This window comes from Paraburkholderia eburnea (assembly GCF_002917095.1).
Classification (GTDB): Bacteria; Pseudomonadota; Gammaproteobacteria; order Burkholderiales; family Burkholderiaceae; genus Paraburkholderia; species Paraburkholderia eburnea.
Genome location: NZ_PQGA01000016.1, coordinates 39219 through 55264, shown reverse-complemented (window position 1 = coordinate 55264; position 16046 = coordinate 39219). Strand labels below are relative to the sequence as shown.

Sequence of the window (16046 nt, the reverse complement as noted above, 5' to 3'; positions counted from 1 at the left end):
TCATTTCGGTGCGCGCGCAGGGCATAGTGGATGCGAGCGCCGCGCTGCTCGCGCGGCACACCAAACCACGCATGCCGATCATGAACGCACCGCACACCGCCGCGCCGCTGCTGCGCGACGCCACGCCCGCCGACTTCCCCGCCATCGCCGCGATCTACGCCCATCACGTGCAGCACGGCGCCGCTTCATTCGAAGAAACGCCGCCGTCGCTCGACGAGATGCTGCGCCGTCACGCCGCCGTGCGCGAACACGGCCTGCCGTGGATCGTCGCCGAGATCGACGGCCGCGTCGCCGGCTACTGCTACGCCACACCCTATCGCCCACGCCCGGCGTATCGCTACACGGTCGAAGATTCGATCTATATCGACGAGAACTTTCGCGGACGCGGTCTGGGCCGCACGCTGCTCGCCGCGCTGATCGAGCGTTGCGAAGCCGGGCCGTGGCGGCAGATGATCGCCGTCGTCGCGGATCCCAAGGGCGGCTCGCTCGCGCTGCACGCCAGTCTTGGCTTCGAGTCCGTGGGAACGCTGCGATCGGTGGGCTTCAAGCATGGCGCCTGGCGCGATACGGCGCTCATGCAGCGTGCGCTGGGCGAAGGGGCGCAAAGCGTGCCGAGCGATTGAAGCTACACGGGTGCACGTGCCCTTAAAATAGGTCCTCCACGCGAGTCGCGTCCACACCGGCCCGCCCGCTTACCTTGAGGATCATCGCCCCATGCAATCGTTATTCGCGCACATCCACCCGTCCAACTGGAGTTTCCTGTGGGACGCGCTCACCGCCTTCGCGCTGCGCCTGTGCGCGGCGGTGGCGATTCTCTGGATCGGCTGGTGGATCGCGCGGCGCGTGGGCAACTGGCTCTCGCGCCAGGGCAGCATCGACGCCACGCTGCGTCCCATCGTGCGCGACAGCGCGGTGTGGGGCGTGCGTCTCATCGCGATCGTCGGCGCGCTGTCGCAGATCGGCATTCAGACCGCGAGCATCGTCGCCGTGCTGGGCGCAGCGGGGCTGGCCATCGGTCTCGCACTGCAAGGCACGCTGCAGAATATCGCCGCGGGCATCATGTTGCTGCTGCTGCGCCCCTTCAAGGTAGGCGACTATATCGACGGCGGCACCAACGTCGCGGGCACGGTCGAGGAGGTCAATCTCTTCACCACGCGCCTCACCAAGCCCGACGGCATCTGCGAATACGTGCCGAACAGCGCGCTGTGGAGCAACTCGATCCGCAATTACAGCCGCAATCCCACCCGCCGCCTCGATCTCGAAGTGGAGATTTCGGTGCGCGACGATGTGAACCGCGCCATCGACGCGCTGCGCGCGCTCGCCGCCGCCGACCCGCGCGTGCTGGCCGCGCCTGCGCCGCAAGTGATGGTGACGCGTTTCGACGATAGCATCGCAGTGCTGAATATTCGCGTCTGGGCCAACATCGACACGTTCTGGGACATGCGCTGGGAACTCTCGCGCCAGGTGCGCCAGACGCTCAACGACGCGCACTTCGCGCTGCCGCTGCGCACGCGCGAACTGCATATCGTGCAGAACAGCGAAAGCGCCGCCGACGCGCCCGCCGCGCAACTGACGCCGTAATCACGCGGGCGAAGGCAAACGGCGAAACAAGGTGGGATAGTCGATCACGAGTCCGTCCGCGTCGATCTTCAGTCTCGCGGTGAAGTCGCGAAAAATGCCTTCGTAGCGGTATTCGCGATCCGGCTCGATGCACACGTACGCCTGGGCGACGCGCGTGGGCACGAGTTCCGGCGCGGCAATATAGGCGACCTCGATCGGACGACGCTCGCCGCGCGCGAGGCCCAGGCGGCGGATCGGCAGCGAATTGGTAAACGGCGTGGCCGCAAGATCGATGTCGATACAGCCTTCGATCGCGTCGATCGCGCGGCCTTCGCCGTCGCGCCAATGGCCCAGTCCGTCACCGTACATGGCGAAGCTCGCACCACCCATCACGCGAAACGCGGCATACGTCACGCGCCAGAGCGAATCGCAGTGCACCGTGTAACAAAGGCCGTAAGCCTCGCCGTAACGCTGGCCGACGACCACGCTTTCCACGCGGATCCCGTCGCCGTCTGAATCGAATGCCAGATGCTCGATGCCTTCGCTTTCCTTCGAAGCCCAACGTACTTCGCGCATGGTGCTCTCCGTATTGAATGTTCCGCGTTAGCCGTCAACGGCTATCCTGACACAGCCCGCAAATAGCGACTATCACGCTTGCGCATGCGCAAGACGGCGCGCTTCGCCTATCCTCGCGTAGCGGCGCACAGCGCCGCCTGGCGTCGCCTATTCGCGCCTGCCCGCGTTCCTTCGCTTTCGTCCCGCCATGTCAAGCCACGCGACCGTTCGAGCCGCTTCAGTCGACTCCGCCGCCAGCCTCGCCGAGCCGTTGCGCACGCTGCTGCGCAGCCTCGGCCAGATCGTCCTGCAAAAGCACGCGGGCACGGGCGTCTGCGTGCTCGCCGCGCTGGCGCTTTGCGACCTGCGGCTGGCCTGCGCGGCGCTGATTGGCGCGACCACCGCCAATGTCTGCGCGCTGCTGGGCCGCGCGCCGTTCGATGCCATCCGCGACGGTCTGGCGGGCTTCAACGGGGCGCTCGCGGGGCTGGCGGCCGTCACCTTCTGCGCCGATTCCGCCACGGCGTTCGCGCTCGCGCTGCTCGCGGCGGCGTTCAGCGCCTGGCTCGGCACGCCGCTTGTGCGCGCGTTGAGCCGCGCGAATCTGGCGGTGTATTCGGCGCCTTGCCTGGCCGCGACGTGGCTCTGGCTCGCGCTGGGCGCGGGCGGCGAGCGCGCCGTCGCAGCCGCCTCCCCGATGCCTGCTGCCGTGAATGCCACCGACGCGTTTGCGGGACTGTTGAGCGGTCTCGCACAAACCGTATTCGCCTCCGGGGCGCTGCCGGGCCTCGTCCTGCTGGCGGGCATCGCGTGGTCGTCGCGGCGCGCGGCGGCTTACGCGCTTGGCGGCGCGGCGCTGGCGAGCGCGCTCGAATACGTGCTAGGCGCGCCGGGCGCGAGTTTCGCCGCCGGCCTTTGCGGCTTCAACGGCGCGCTCGCGGCGCTGACCGCAAGCTCGCTCGGCCCGCGCGCCGCGATCTGTGCGACGATGCTGGCCGCAGCCTTGCATCTGGCCGCTGTGCGGCTGGGCCTGCCCGCGATGACCGCGCCGTTCGCGCTCGCGGGTTGGGGCGTGCATCTCGCGTGGCGTTTGCGGCCGCCGCGCCAGCCGAATCACCCTCCCGTCCGCTGAAGGAGCGCCGCCATGTCATTCGCCCATCGCCCGGCCGGTATCGCCGACGCCACGCCGATTTCCGCAGCCGAGCGGCAACTGCGCGTCGATCTGGCCGCCGCCTACCGGCTGATCGCGCTGTACGGCTGGGACGACCTCATCTACACGCACGTCTCGGCCGCCGTGCCCGGCGAGCCGGGCCGCTTCCTCATCAATCCGTTCGGCCTCGCCTTCGACGAAGTGCGTGCCTCGAATCTCGTCAAGATCGACACCGAGGGCCGCATCGTCGGCAACAGCGAGCATCCCGTCAACGCGACCGGCTTCGCGCTGCACGCGGCCGTGCATCTCGCGCGCGCCGACGCCGTTTGCGTGATGCATCTGCACAATACTGCGGGCATCGCCGTGTCGATCCAGCGCGACGGCCTGCTGCCCGCCTCGCAGCACGCGCTGCGCTTCTACGGCCACCTGGCCTGGCATGATTACGAGGGCCTGGCGTTCACGCCCGCCGAAGGCGCGCGCCTGACCGCCAGCCTCGGCGACAAGCCCGCGATGCTGCTGCGCAATCACGGCACGCTCACCACGGGCCGCACCGTGGCCGAAGCCTGGGTGCTGATGGCCACGCTCATCAAGGCCTGCGAAATCCAGTTGCAGGCGCAGGCCGGCGGCGTGCCGCTCGTCATGCCGCCGCCCGAGGTCTGCGCGCGCACCGCCACGCAGTGGTACGACGGCGGCGCGATCGAAGGCGAGCTCGAATGGCCCGCGCTCCTGCGCAAACTCGACCGCCTCGACCCGTCGTATCGCGACTGAAACCCCTCATCGTTCTGAACATCCACCAGGAGATCCCCATGCCCACGTTCCACGTCGAACTGTTCGAAGGCCGCAGCGTCGAGAAAAAACGCGAACTCGCCGCCGCACTCACCGAAACCACCGTCAAGGTCCTGGGCTGCGATGCCCAGTCCGTCGATATCATTTTTCACGACGTCAAACCGGAAAACTGGGCGACGGCCGGCAAGCTCTGGAGCGATCCGCGCTGAGCCTCACACCACTGTTTAAATCGGTATCCTGATTATTTTTTTGCGAAGCGTCGCTTTGCCCGCGACGCTTCATTTCTCCCTTCTGGCTTCCGCTCAAAAATTCCGGTTCGAACACCGTTTCTTTGCGCACCTGGGCTAATTGACGCACCGCGCGCACCCGCCCCGAAAATTGACGCATATTGCCGCAGTGCGCACACCTTGCGCTAAATCAAGCGGCAGCAAATCTCGCGTTAAATTAATCCATATCAATGCTTTAGCGCATGAAATCGTCGGCTGACGATTGACGGCTGCGACATGCTGGCGCATAGGGCGGCGCAGCAAAACGCGCGCGCTTCCCCTACGCTTACGTCCATTCGCACGACGCTTCGCGCGACGGTCTCCCCGCCGCCGCGCTGCGCGCGCCGCGCGGTGTTTCCGACGAACCAGCAAGCCACACGTACGCACAAAGCACGCCCATGCCCCCGTCACTCCCCACCTTGCCGGCGCTATCGGCATTCGATCTGGCCCGGCTCCAGTTCGCCTTCACGGTCTCCTTCCACATCGTCTTTCCGGCGCTCTCCATCGGCCTCGCGAGTTTCATCGCCGTGCTCGAAGCTTGCTGGCTCAAGACGCGCAAACCCTTCTACAAAGAGCTTTGCCACTTCTGGTCGAAGATCTTCGCCGTGGCCTTCGGCATGGGCGTCGTCTCCGGCGTCGTGATGAGCTACGAGTTCGGCACCAACTGGGCCGGTTTCTCGTCGTTCGCCGGTCCCATTACCGGGCCGCTGCTCATGTACGAGGTCATGACCGCGTTCTTTCTCGAAGCGGGCTTCCTCGGCATCATGTTGTTCGGCTGGAACCGCGTGAGCGAGCGCGCTCACTTCGGCGCGACGCTGATGGTCGCCGTCGGCACGCTGATTTCGACGTTCTGGATTCTCGCCTCGAATAGCTGGATGCAGACGCCGCAAGGCTTCAAGATCGAGAACGGCCACGTCGTACCGACCGACTGGCTCAAGATCATCTTCAATCCGTCGTTCCCGTACCGCCTCGCGCACATGGCGATCGCCGCCTTCATCGTCGCCGCGCTCGTGGTGGCCGCGACGGGCGCGTGGCACCTGCTCAAGGGCCGCCGCGATCCGGCCGTGAAGAAGATGTTCTCGATGGCGCTGGGCATGCTGCTCGTGCTCGCGCCGGTGCAGGCTTTCGTGGGCGATGCGCACGGCCTGAACACGCGTGAATACCAGCCCGCCAAGATCGCTGCGATCGAAGGCATCTGGGACACCGAACACGGCGGCACCGCGCTCAATCTGTTCGGCATTCCCGACATGAAGGCGGAAACCACGCGCTACGCCGTGCAGGTGCCGCACCTTGGCAGCCTGATCCTCACCCATAGCTGGGACGGCGAGATTCGCGGTCTCAAGACGTTCCCGCCCCAGGATCGCCCGAACTCGACGCTGATTTTCTGGACCTTCCGCGTGATGGTTGGCCTGGGCATCCTGATGATCGTGCTGGGCGTTAGCGGCTGGTGGCTGCGCAAGCGCGGCACGCTCTACGAATCGAAGCTGTTCCAGCGCTTCGCGCTGGCGATGGGGCCGACGGGCTTCATCACGCTGCTCGCGGGCTGGATCACGACCGAAGCGGGCCGCCAGCCGTGGGTGGTCTATGGCGTGATGCGCACGTCGCAGGCGGTGTCGCCGCTCACGTCGCAGCAAGTGGGCATTTCGCTGATGGCCTTCGTGTTCGTGTATTTCCTCGTGTTCGGCACGGGCATCTACTACCTGCTCAAGCTCATGCGCAACGGCCCGGCGCTGCCCGGCGAGCCTTCCCACGGTGGCCACGATGGCCACGGCGATCACGACGGCGGCGTAGTCGTTGCCCACCCCGCGATCGCCGCGAACCAGACCGCGCGCCGCCCGATGGCCGCCGCCGGTGAACTGATCGACGCCTGACGCGCCGCTGCGGCGACCCTTCATACGCATACAGAAACGAGGCAACGCAACATGGATGTCACCGTCATCTGGGCCGCGATCATCGCGCTCGGCCTTTTACTCTACGTCGTGCTGGACGGCTTCGATCTGGGCATCGGCATCGTCTTTCCGTTCTTCCCCGACGAGGAAGAGCGCAACCTGATGATGAACACGGTCGCGCCCGTCTGGGACGGTAACGAAACCTGGCTCGTGCTGGGCGGCGCGGGACTGTTCGCCGTGTTCCCCGTCGTCTACTCGACGGTGCTCTCGGCGCTCTATCTGCCGCTCGTCTTCATGCTCGCGTGCCTGATCTTCCGGGGCGTGTCGTTCGAACTCCGGGCCAAGGCCAACCGCACCCGGCATCTGTGGGATCTGGCCTTTATCGGCGGCTCGACGGGCGCGGCGTTCTTCCAGGGCATTGCATTGGGCGCTTTCCTGCAGGGCATTCCGATGCAGGACGGCGTTTTCGCGGGCGACGCCTTCGGCTGGCTCACGCCGTTCAGCCTGCTCACCGGCTTCGGACTGGTGGCCACGTATGCGCTGCTCGGCAGCTGCTGGCTCGTCGCCAAGACCGAGGGCGATCTGCAGCGCCGTCTGCATAAGCTCGTGTGGCCGCTCACGGTGATGCTGCTGGGTTTCATCGCGCTCGTGAGTCTGTGGACGCCGCTGCAAGATCCGTCGATCGCCAACCGCTGGTTCTACTCGGGCCTGTTCTGGCGTCTCGCGCCGGTGCCGCTGCTGGTGGTCGCCTGTACCGTGTGGATGCGCTGGGCCGTGCAGTCGCGTCATCACAAGACGCCGTTCGTGGTCGCGCTTGCGCTCGTGCTGCTCGGTTATGTCGGCCTGCTCGTGAGCCTGTGGCCCTACGCGATCCCGCAGCATCTGACGCTCTGGGAAGCCGCCGCGCCGCGCGAAAGCCAGATTTTCACGCTGATCGGCGCATCGTTCATCCTGCCCATCATCCTCGCCTATACGGCGCTCGGTTACTGGGTCTTCAGAGGCAAGCTCAATCATGGCGACGCTCACCACTATCACTAGGAAGCCGGGTAAAGAGCGCACCCTGCCCGGCTGGCTCTGGTTCGTGCTGCTCTGGTGCGGCGGCGTGGCCGGCGCGGTTTCGCTCGGCTACGCGTTCAGGATTTTCATGAACCTCACGCTGTTCGCCGTGAAATAGGCCGAATAATCCGCACGAATCGACACGAAGCGGCGCGCCCAGCCACGCCAAACGCCCACGCCGCGTTAGACTGTAGGCCATCTGTAACTTCGATCATAAGAACCATGCAACAGATGACCTTCATGGAATGCGTTAAACGCGCGTGGGTGAGCGCCGGGGAAGCCGTCACGCGCATGCCCGCCGTGATGCTGGGCGCGTTCGCGCTCTACGCCGTGCTCGGCTGGCTCGCGCTGGCCGGCCGGCCGATCCCGGGCGAAGGCGACGTGCCGTCCACCGGCCTCGTCCTGCTGGGCAATCTGGCGTCGATCTTCAACGCACTCGTTTATCTCTGGTTCACGCTGAAGATCTACCGCTTCGTGCTGCTCGACGAGCGCACGACGCCGATCCTGCCCAACGGCGCGCGGCCGATGCTGCGCATGCTCGGCCTGGGCGTGGTGATGATGCTGTTCTTCATCGGCACGGGCGCCGGATTGTGGATTGCACTGCGGCCGCAGACTATGGGCAGCGAAGCCTTTCTCGCACTAGTCGTCGCGGCGATCTGGGCTTTCATCGGCGTGCGCATCAGCCTGCTTTATCCGGCGCTGGCGATCGGCGGGCGTTTCTCGCTGGGCGCCGCATGGCGCGACACCCAGGGGCACTTCTGGAATCTGTTCGGCGTGTCGTGCGTGGCGGCGCTGCCGCTGCTCGTGTGCGGCGTGATCGTGCTGATCGGCATGGGCCTCGCGGGCATCTCGCCCGCCATCGTGCAGACGCCTGGCTGGTTCACGGCGCTGGCGATCGTCCAAAGCATTGCGAATCTCGCCTTCGCGTTGCTCACCAGCACGGCATTGGCGTGGCTCTATCGACGTTATGCGAATGCGCTGGGCGCGTCTGCTGCCTCGCCCGCACGCTGAATACGCGCCAGCTCGCGCCCGGCCTCACCAGACGCCGGGCACGAACCGATACTTCACCCGCTCCAGATACGCGCGATAGCCCGGCAGTTCCATGGCCAGTGCGCGCTCCTCGCGCACGGCGCGCCAGCCGACGCCCGCCACCATCGGCGGCACCCACGCCAGCCCCCACCACGATCCCAGCATGAGCGGCGTGCCCACGAGCAGCAGGATCGCGAATGCGTACATCGGATGGCGCAAGTTCTCTCTATAAATCAAAGGGATAGCTTCTACCGTCTTCCCTCGGCTTCCGCGAAGTGAGCCGCCACCTTGGCTCGTTAGCCACCTCAAAAAGAACGCGCCAAGGCCGACGTAAGCGCGAGGCAGCCTCCTTTCGGTCGCACACCGCCCGGCAAAGCACTCATACTTTGCAATCATGTGAAACTCGAAATTAGGCGACAGCCACAACTCCCGAGATGGCCGTTACGCGCAACTGGCACCCCATGATCCCTGATATTCGAATCGCCCTCTTCAATTACATTGGGGTTGACGTCAGGGTGCTTTGGGCATCTGATCCTGTCGCCCTTTCGAGCCACACCTTTACCTTGGATCATCATGACCTCGGATGCTGTTATGACCTCGCCATCATGATCTGTCGTATCGCCTAACCGAATGACGTTTAGCATCGCTTTTTCCCAAAATTACGCCCGACATTTCAACAACAAAATCGTATTTCGTAAAAATAGAAGTCAATTTGAAAAATGCTTCGCAAGCTCCGAACACTCGCTAGCGGGTGAGATTTTTCCAATTTTTCCAACATAACTAATGCATAGCGGCCTGCCTGCACTTGCAATAATCCGCTTACCGACACACTGTGCGTCGTCACTCACGCTTCCACTTCTGTCAACACATACGCTCCCAGACTGCATAAATTGGATCTCACTAAGCCTTTTGACCTTGCCATCTGAAATTCCATACACTTCTCTCCAAACACCGTCGGCTTGATCAGAGTCAAAGGAGTATTTAAGTCCTCCGAGATCGTCCGCTCCGACCGGGAGATAACCTGCGAAGCTAGCTACTCCGTTCTGAAGTGCGTAGACATTCATCTGTGCGTTAACGCCGGTTCTACCCGGATTTATCATCACAAGGATCGTTTCGCCCCCCGTTGACTGCCCCTTAGTCCATACCGCCCCATCACAGCTATCCGAATCATCTAACTTTTGATCTATTACCACAGCAGCTGCATCGTCTTTCTCGTTGCCGGAGGTCACCTTGATTTCAGAATCCAAGCCGCACAAGAATGTAAATTCCTTTCCACCCGAGCTGACTTTTATAATCTGAGACGCCTGCACTGGTGATCCAAAAGCTTCACTCACTACCAAAAAAACCAAAAAAACGAAGCCAAAAATCTTCAATCTCAAGATAACACCCCTTTAATTCTCTGCGTTTCTGACAACCGCTCAGGGAAATGTGCCGCGACAGGAAAATCGTCCGCAGTTGTCGCGCGATCACCTCTAATTTTGTTCGTCATAGTTATTGCATCGTCGCTGTCAGCAACACTCAACAATAAATTTTTTCCCCAAAAAAATCCAGCAGTATCAATCGCAGTATAAGGATCATCAGACACGACATTTGGATTATCCATAATCGGAGGCCTTAGTGACGAGATCAACTGAGAGACAGTCGCAGCGTTTTGGATCGGTTGCCTATTGGCATCGCCTGACGTGTATGGATGCGTCAGCCCCCACCACCGACCATCGTGAAACCAGTTCGTACTAAAAGCAGAGGCTTGCAGCCATCCTCGATAGACAAAATAGCTTGAGTAATTACCCCGCCCGGTTAGCTGCTTGAAACCCCGGCCACTGAATTTCCCACCATCATTCCACTCAACATTTCCGAGCCAACCCTTATAGTTTTTCGCCACTTCATAGTGCCGAAAATAGTCATATAGATCACCATTGTGCAATTCAGACATATACAAGAGTTGATTCGACTCGACCGATGCCTGCCCAAAGAAGTGCCCTAATCTGAGCGACGTTGTCAAACAATATTTATTGATAGTTGAATTTATATACTCCCGATATTTCTGAATTGCATGTGCCGATGCATGAGGATAGATCTGCTTGAACTCTTTCTCGCTAAACCACTTGCACTTCATGAAGTTTCGAATAAATTCCGTTGGAGGCCAATGCCAACAATCATCCGCAGAGGGTTTCTCTCCTTGAATGTTTTCCCAAAAAGCCAATGCAAGAACGTGGTTTTTCAAAGCCGTGAAATCACTCTCTGACAACGGAGTGCTCAGCGCTTCATGCTCAGTCTTGAGCCAGCCGTAGAGATCATCAACATGTTCCAAAGTCCATTCCGATGTGAAGCGGCAAGCGGATCGTGCGAGGCGCTTTTTCACCTTATCGTTCTGCAACGCAGTTACCATTCCTGCATGATCGATTTGTGTCTCACCTGCTGCGTCGGTCAACCACTTCTTTATCGTTGGAGAATCGCAAAGATTGGTTTTTGCCGAATCGTCCTGAATGAAAGTCCAGCCGGCCCATTCCGGGAAATCTGCGTCACTGTAAACCTGGACGCGCCGATCCGACAAATTGATCCAGCCTTGTCCTTGCGGAATGCTCACCTTCCGCCAGTGATTGAAATTATCAACAGCTTGACCGCCAAGGCAACGCCCGAAGCGCAATAATTCGAAGATGAGGCTCGGAGCTGGAGCATTATCGGAATATTTCCCCTGTAGCTCTACTGTGCGAGGATAAAGATTGTATTCTGCCCCGTTTTCCTCGGGCATTGCAGCGAAAACATCCCAGCTGCCGTCGGCCAACTGTTGGTATGTGGTCAACGTACACGCCCTGTCGTAACGCATCTGGATGGCTAGCGCTGCACTAGATTGGATCGATGCGGGTGGCGCATCCCCCCCTGACGTAGTACTGCCGTTATTTTGACCAGGGTGAGGCTCCGCGGGATATAGGTTTGTCCCGGTGGGAATATAAAACCAGATGTCGCCGTAAATGGAATCCGTACGACCCGCACCTCCCACAGGTCCTGGTGCGCGCCCGAGGAATTTCGTCATGTTCGCGCTATCGCAGACAATTTCAAAATGAATTCGTCCTTGCTGACCATAGATACTCCCGGGTAGCCCCAACTTATCCTTCCGGCGTATGGGCTTCCCGACCACTAACGACTCCACGCTTTGCAAATGCATGTAGATGGAGAAGAAAGTGACCTTTGATTGATCTCCATTTCCTATCACAGTGTCATGTCTGATGACGACACAACCATCATCAGTGCGCATACCTGCGTAACTCAATTCGGGCTTATTATGTTTGTCCGTTTCCCGGACGTACACAATCGTACCGTCCGCAATTGCCACAACTGGAAATAAATGACCCTGACCATCAACCGGCGCGTCCAGATGGGCTCCGCCATGCCATCCGAGATTAAAACTGACAGGGAATGCTCCGTTACCAGGGCCACACTCCAGCATAGGAAAAGAATCTCTTGCAGGATCGACATTCGGATCAATGCCAGGCTGTGCGGGGTTCGGGAATGGCGGACTAATGATCATAGTGAATCTATCGAATAAATTTACAGGGAGTGGAGGTACTTGTTAGCCAGATCGCCAGATGGGAACGATGGATGGGGAACCTGTTTTGAGTCGGCCTCCATAACATCCCAAGAAGCACACCGCTCATGAATCTGACCGGTGGTTCCGTTCTCGATACCAGATGATGTTATGCGGATATACGAGCCACCTACATACAGCCCAATTTCTTGCGACGCTGCGATCACCACCTTGCCGCCGACGCTCTTGATGGAAAGGTCTTTCTGCGACGCAAGATCCATCTCGGCACCCTGCGCCTGAATCTCTATCTTTCCCTTGGCGGAGAATAGCTTCATTCCGGCGTTCTGAACAAACAGACTGATTTTTTCGGCGACGCTTGCGATCAAGGATTTGCCACTGGCAATAAACAATCCTCCACCGTTGACGATATTGGTCTGCTGACCACTCGACAAATGGACCGATTGCGGTGTCGACAATGCAACTCCTGACGGACTGGCGAATAGCATTACCGGGCTCTTGAATGCGTTGGCACTCCCAGTCCCACCACCTGCCGTGCGACCTCCCGACTGCGCGGCCTGTACATTGCTCCGGGTCGCATCCGTAAATGTTTTCAGGGCGCTTTGCCCATCGCTCAATCCCTCAGCCTGGTGCGTTTCACTAACTTGTGAAAGTGCCTTGATGGTGCCTTCCGCGGATGTGAGCTGCTGCTGAGCCTCATCTACATCGAGTGGCTGGCTATTTACGGACTTCGCATAGGTCGTGACGTACAGCCCTTGCCCCGCCCGCACAGCACCGTATAGATCGGTTCGCAGATCAAATCCCGAACCGAGATACGAGCCCCTCGCATTGCCGCTTTGATAAATCAGATGCCCAAGATGAAGGTGACTATTCGCAGTGCTGCTAAACACCCGTACACGATTCTGCCATGTTGCGTCGTCGAGAACCACTTCGTTGTAGCCAGAGCCAGAATATTCCTTCGACCGGTAGCCCGATAGGATGCCATTGCTATGCCATTGGGGCTTTACATCGCCGTTGTAGACGCGATGCAACACAATCGGCCGGTCACAGTCTCCTCCTACATAACCAATCAAAACCTCTTCGCCGATTCTAGGTACATGGACGCTCCCATAGCCACCTCCGGTATCAGACTGCGCGACTCGAACCCAACATGAGGCAAGATCGTCACCTTGGCTTTGCCGATCCCAGACGAACATAACCTTGATACGATTCAATGAATCGGTATATACCTCTTCGCCTTTTGGACCAACGACAATCGCGGTCTCCAAATGCATTTCAGGCTTCTTGTGTTCGAATGGGCTACGGTACGGAACCGTCACGCGCTGAGCCTCGGCTTCGATCATATAGAATCCCGCCGAACCGTCCGCGCTGGTAAACGTGCCCTCCGCATATTCAGCTTTGGCGCGTTCCAGCTCGCCCTGCAGGCTATAAGGGAAACTCGCCTCCTGCTCCGAAAGCGGAAGGTTGTTCGCAATAAATCGCTTGACCTTAATTGCCGCGAATTCGCGTTGGCTCCCGGCGTCGCAATCGTGAACAGGATGGCCACTCAGCTCAAAGCGGAGTCCTGCATCAATCCCGCGGACGCCACCAATCGCAAAAAATCTCTTCGCCCGAGATTCCCACTCCTCCAAACGAATCCGCGATAGCTGCTCACCGCGATCCTGCTTTTGGAAAGCATAGGTGCCTGTGTACTCATAGACCTCTGACTGATCCGGCAGATCGCCTTGACCGCTCATTGTCGGCAGAGAAGTACCCTTCGGATTTACTGCGGATGACGGCGCTTTGTAGTCAAACGTACGCGTTGTATGTGTCGTACTCTGCAAGGTCCGACTACCCGACCACTGTGTAAAAGAATTTTCCGCGCTGCCTGTGCCGGACCGTGCGAACGACACGGGACCGTCGGGCGCTTTGTCCAGCGCATAGATATCGTCCGTCACTACCAACTTATGCGATTTCCCATCCTCGGCTTGCTGCCAAAAGCCGAACAACCCTTCCTCCTCCATAAGACGATGGACAAAGTTCCAGTCAGTTTCGCTTTGTCTGCAATACGAGCGTTGAGGCAGTGGCTTGCGCAACGCAAACGTGAATTGCCCTGCTGCCTGGGGATGCTGGTTGAATACATCCGTGATAATCGCGTCCGCACTCTTATCCTGCCAATACCGTGCGTCACTGCGAAACCGGAGAAAATGCATCCATGACGCATAAGTTAACTGGTAGCTACTCAAACTGCCGTCACCTCCCAGACGGCGCGCAGTATGAATATATCCATTGACCGGTAGATACGATTTGTCGATCTGCTGTATCCAGAGCGTCATCGGCTTCGCAATTAGCGTTTTTAGCTCAAGGTCACCCGCCGTTGATACCATGTCGAGCGTGACACTAAAATCGCGGCCTAACTCAGAATTTGTGACTGCCCTGCGCGGGACGAGTGCATTCTCCGGCAAAGCCGGAATATCTGTCTTGATCAGGCGATCCTGTTGAATCAATCCATCGCGGATAACCTGTAGCAGTTCAGTCGGGTTCATGAAGTAGTACCTTTGGGTAGCCAGGGTGGGCGGCGCCCGGATAATCGAGGTGCCCGTTGCGGCCACCCTGTATAACTAATCGATTTTAGTTTTCTCGTTGATAGCACGTCAATCTCGCAATACTGCAGTACGCGGACATAATCGCGCACATGCATTGCATGCGTAATGAATTTTTCAGAGTGATCCTGCGGGATAAACGCACGGGAATTGATGTCATGGGTTCGGACAAAGCAGAATAACCAAATTTCTCGAACCGATCCGAAGGTGGATTGCAGACACGCGATCCCATCGCGCCTGCTCGCGCTGCGTGAGCGGCGCGAGACGCTCGGCGAGCAAACCGGGATCCGTGCGCGCGAGCCACATGCCGATCCACGCACAGCACGCGGCCCATTCGAGCAGCCAGAGCCAGGCGGCGGTCCACGCAAACGTGCCCGCCGCGACGAACAACAAGGCGCCCTGAAACACCAGCCAGATGAAGGTTTGCGCGAAGAGCCGCGCGATCAGCGGCTTGTTCATCGTCTCCTCCTTCGCGCTGTCCGTGCGCGCGGGTTTAGCGCAATGCCTCAGCGGTCGCTGCTCGCTTCGCGCCCTTCCACGCGCGCGAACAATGCAGGCAGATCGAAACCCGCTGTATCGAGATTGAAGCATTCATGCAAGCATTGCGCGAGTTCCTCCGCGCTCTCGATAAAGCGCTCGGTCAGGCGCTGGCCGTTGCCGTCACGTTCCGTATAGCGATCGTTGAACAGCACGGCGCGCCGCCCTTCACGCGCGATGCACGCGATCAGGTTATCCCTGAAGAACGATTGCGGCGCGGCCGACGTGTACCAGTTCGCCACTTCGTAATCGACCCATTGCGCGGGCGCATCGTCGAAGCGATAGACGTCGAGCCATGCGTTGCCGTCAAAGGTTTCGAGCTTCCATTCGGTCTGACCGAGCGGCGCGAGACGCGCCGGTTCCAGCGGAGTCTGCTGCACGCCGCGCTGCGCGAACGCGAGCGGAGCGCCAAGCGATGCGCCGCCGAAGCCCACATCGGCCAGCCATGCCTGCCCCTCGATGTTCACGCGAAGCAGCATATGCGTGCGCGGCGTGCTCGCGCCGGCAGGGTGGCCGTACAGTACCCGCGCCGCCAGCGGCTCCACGTCGAAACCCAGTTGCATGAGCACGTGCGCGAACAGCGTGTTGTGCTCGAAACAGTAGCCCCCGCGCCGCGACGACACCAGCTTCGCGACGACCTCATGCAGGGCGACCGACACGCGCCGCGCGGCGAACGGATCGAGATTCTCGAAAGCGATCGCGCACGGATGCAAACGATGCAGCGCACGTAGAACGTCGAGCGATGCCTCGTGCGGACCGTCATAACCGATACGGGAAAAATAATCGTTGAGATTGACCTGGAATTCGGACATCGATCACCTGCCAATGCGTTAAACATCGGAGCCCAAAGCGGCGTTTTGAAGCAGGGATTTTCGCGTCATTTCGTCATACCGTACAGCCTGAAACTGACTGTCTGTAATGATGCGGATCGCCCATGAAAGTCCTACGTAAACAAGGCGCTTACGACACGTAATTAATGTGAGAATCATTCTCATTTGTGTTGACGCCTACAATACCGATGAGTACGATGGCGCCGTCTCGGAGACAAACGATTCAGGCTCGCCAACGACGGCGCGCATGGAGATTCGATCC

17 protein-coding genes are annotated in these 16046 nt (G+C 60.0%); 9 read left to right on the top strand and 8 right to left on the bottom strand.

All coding sequences use genetic code 11. From position 1 onward, the window contains the following. The first annotated feature begins 71 nt into the window (after positions 1-71). A complete protein-coding gene (locus B0G62_RS23370) occupies positions 72-623 on the top strand; it encodes a GNAT family N-acetyltransferase (RefSeq protein ID WP_103706653.1) in 552 nt (183 codons plus the stop codon). 91 nt (positions 624-714) lie between these two features. Further along, the gene (locus tag B0G62_RS23365; protein ID WP_103706582.1) at positions 715-1581 is read left to right on the top strand and encodes a mechanosensitive ion channel family protein; all 867 of its coding nucleotides are present in this window, start codon (positions 715-717) and stop codon (positions 1579-1581) included. Here the strand turns inward: B0G62_RS23365 and B0G62_RS23360 are convergent, their stop codons facing one another. Next, a complete protein-coding gene (locus B0G62_RS23360; protein ID WP_103706581.1) occupies positions 1582-2136 on the bottom strand; it encodes a putative glycolipid-binding domain-containing protein in 555 nt (184 codons plus the stop codon). A 187-nt stretch (positions 2137-2323) separates the two neighbouring features. On the opposite strand from B0G62_RS23360, the gene B0G62_RS23355 reads away from it, so the two are divergent. From B0G62_RS23355 to B0G62_RS23330, 7 genes are all read left to right on the top strand, one after another. Then, positions 2324-3247 (top strand): urea transporter, encoded by a 924-nt coding sequence (locus tag B0G62_RS23355; protein ID WP_103706580.1) that lies wholly within the window; start codon positions 2324-2326, stop codon positions 3245-3247. Between the two features lie 12 nt (positions 3248-3259). Further along, positions 3260-4033, top strand: coding sequence for a class II aldolase/adducin family protein (locus tag B0G62_RS23350; protein WP_103706579.1), 774 nt, complete (start codon positions 3260-3262; stop codon positions 4031-4033). A gap of 38 nt (positions 4034-4071) precedes the next feature. Then, entirely contained in the window at positions 4072-4260 is a 189-nt protein-coding gene (locus B0G62_RS23345) for a 4-oxalocrotonate tautomerase (protein ID WP_027819518.1), read from the top strand. Positions 4261-4715: 455 nt separating this feature from the next. Beyond that, entirely contained in the window at positions 4716-6188 is a 1473-nt protein-coding gene (locus tag B0G62_RS23340; protein ID WP_103706578.1) for a cytochrome ubiquinol oxidase subunit I, read from the top strand. Between the two features lie 51 nt (positions 6189-6239). Then, positions 6240-7244 (top strand): cytochrome d ubiquinol oxidase subunit II, encoded by a 1005-nt coding sequence (gene cydB / locus B0G62_RS23335; RefSeq protein WP_103706577.1) that lies wholly within the window; start codon positions 6240-6242, stop codon positions 7242-7244. Beyond that, on the top strand, positions 7219-7380 hold the full coding sequence (locus B0G62_RS31780; protein ID WP_167401325.1) for a hypothetical protein: 162 nt from the start codon (positions 7219-7221) through the stop codon (positions 7378-7380). Before cydB ends, B0G62_RS31780 begins: the two co-directional genes overlap by 26 nt. 122 nt (positions 7381-7502) lie before the next feature. Beyond that, positions 7503-8273 carry a hypothetical protein gene (locus B0G62_RS23330; protein WP_146055347.1) on the top strand — a complete coding sequence of 257 codons (771 nt, stop codon included), beginning with the start codon at positions 7503-7505 and terminating at the stop codon, positions 8271-8273. Positions 8274-8297: 24 nt separating this feature from the next. Here the strand turns inward: B0G62_RS23330 and B0G62_RS32300 are convergent, their stop codons facing one another. The 7 genes from B0G62_RS32300 to B0G62_RS23300 all read right to left on the bottom strand — a co-directional run bounded on the left by B0G62_RS32300 (position 8298) and on the right by B0G62_RS23300 (position 15766). Beyond that, positions 8298-8510 (bottom strand): methyltransferase family protein, encoded by a 213-nt coding sequence (locus tag B0G62_RS32300; RefSeq protein WP_322789241.1) that lies wholly within the window; start codon positions 8508-8510, stop codon positions 8298-8300. A 173-nt stretch (positions 8511-8683) separates the two neighbouring features. Next, a complete protein-coding gene (locus B0G62_RS23320; RefSeq protein WP_103706574.1) occupies positions 8684-8935 on the bottom strand; it encodes a PAAR domain-containing protein in 252 nt (83 codons plus the stop codon). 63 nt (positions 8936-8998) lie between these two features. Continuing rightward, on the bottom strand, positions 8999-9670 hold the full coding sequence (locus B0G62_RS31430; RefSeq protein ID WP_146055346.1) for a hypothetical protein: 672 nt from the start codon (positions 9668-9670) through the stop codon (positions 8999-9001). After that, positions 9667-11820: a M23 family metallopeptidase gene (locus B0G62_RS31425; RefSeq protein WP_146055345.1), complete on the bottom strand. Its 2154-nt coding sequence runs from the start codon at positions 11818-11820 to the stop codon at positions 9667-9669. Before B0G62_RS31425 ends, B0G62_RS31430 begins: the two co-directional genes overlap by 4 nt. Before the next feature lie 20 nt (positions 11821-11840). After that, a complete protein-coding gene (locus B0G62_RS23310; protein WP_103706652.1) occupies positions 11841-14360 on the bottom strand; it encodes a type VI secretion system Vgr family protein in 2520 nt (839 codons plus the stop codon). 213 nt (positions 14361-14573) lie between these two features. Continuing rightward, entirely contained in the window at positions 14574-14876 is a 303-nt protein-coding gene (locus B0G62_RS23305; RefSeq protein WP_103706572.1) for a hypothetical protein, read from the bottom strand. 47 nt (positions 14877-14923) lie between these two features. Beyond that, complete coding sequence (locus tag B0G62_RS23300) at positions 14924-15766, bottom strand: arylamine N-acetyltransferase family protein (protein WP_103706571.1); 843 nt, start codon at positions 15764-15766, stop codon at positions 14924-14926. Positions 15767-16046: the final 280 nt, after the last annotated feature.

Bases quoted from the DNA above. Each gene is read 5' to 3' on its own strand.
- B0G62_RS23330 (WP_146055347.1), top strand. From the start codon at position 7,503: ATGGAATGCGTTAAACGCGCGTGGGTGAGCGCCGGGGAAGCCGTCACG.
- B0G62_RS23320 (WP_103706574.1), bottom strand. From the start codon at position 8,935: ATGCTAAACGTCATTCGGTTAGGCGATACGACAGATCATGATGGCGAG.
- cydB (WP_103706577.1), top strand. From the start codon at position 6,240: ATGGATGTCACCGTCATCTGGGCCGCGATCATCGCGCTCGGCCTTTTA.
- B0G62_RS23350 (WP_103706579.1), top strand. From the start codon at position 3,260: ATGTCATTCGCCCATCGCCCGGCCGGTATCGCCGACGCCACGCCGATT.
- B0G62_RS23370 (WP_103706653.1), top strand. From the start codon at position 72: ATGCCGATCATGAACGCACCGCACACCGCCGCGCCGCTGCTGCGCGAC.
- B0G62_RS23355 (WP_103706580.1), top strand. From the start codon at position 2,324: ATGTCAAGCCACGCGACCGTTCGAGCCGCTTCAGTCGACTCCGCCGCC.
- B0G62_RS31780 (WP_167401325.1), top strand. From the start codon at position 7,219: ATGGCGACGCTCACCACTATCACTAGGAAGCCGGGTAAAGAGCGCACC.
- B0G62_RS23310 (WP_103706652.1), bottom strand. From the start codon at position 14,360: ATGAACCCGACTGAACTGCTACAGGTTATCCGCGATGGATTGATTCAA.
- B0G62_RS23360 (WP_103706581.1), bottom strand. From the start codon at position 2,136: ATGCGCGAAGTACGTTGGGCTTCGAAGGAAAGCGAAGGCATCGAGCAT.
- B0G62_RS23300 (WP_103706571.1), bottom strand. From the start codon at position 15,766: ATGTCCGAATTCCAGGTCAATCTCAACGATTATTTTTCCCGTATCGGT.
- B0G62_RS23305 (WP_103706572.1), bottom strand. From the start codon at position 14,876: ATGAACAAGCCGCTGATCGCGCGGCTCTTCGCGCAAACCTTCATCTGG.
- B0G62_RS23340 (WP_103706578.1), top strand. From the start codon at position 4,716: ATGCCCCCGTCACTCCCCACCTTGCCGGCGCTATCGGCATTCGATCTG.
- B0G62_RS23345 (WP_027819518.1), top strand. From the start codon at position 4,072: ATGCCCACGTTCCACGTCGAACTGTTCGAAGGCCGCAGCGTCGAGAAA.
- B0G62_RS31425 (WP_146055345.1), bottom strand. From the start codon at position 11,820: ATGATCATTAGTCCGCCATTCCCGAACCCCGCACAGCCTGGCATTGAT.
- B0G62_RS23365 (WP_103706582.1), top strand. From the start codon at position 715: ATGCAATCGTTATTCGCGCACATCCACCCGTCCAACTGGAGTTTCCTG.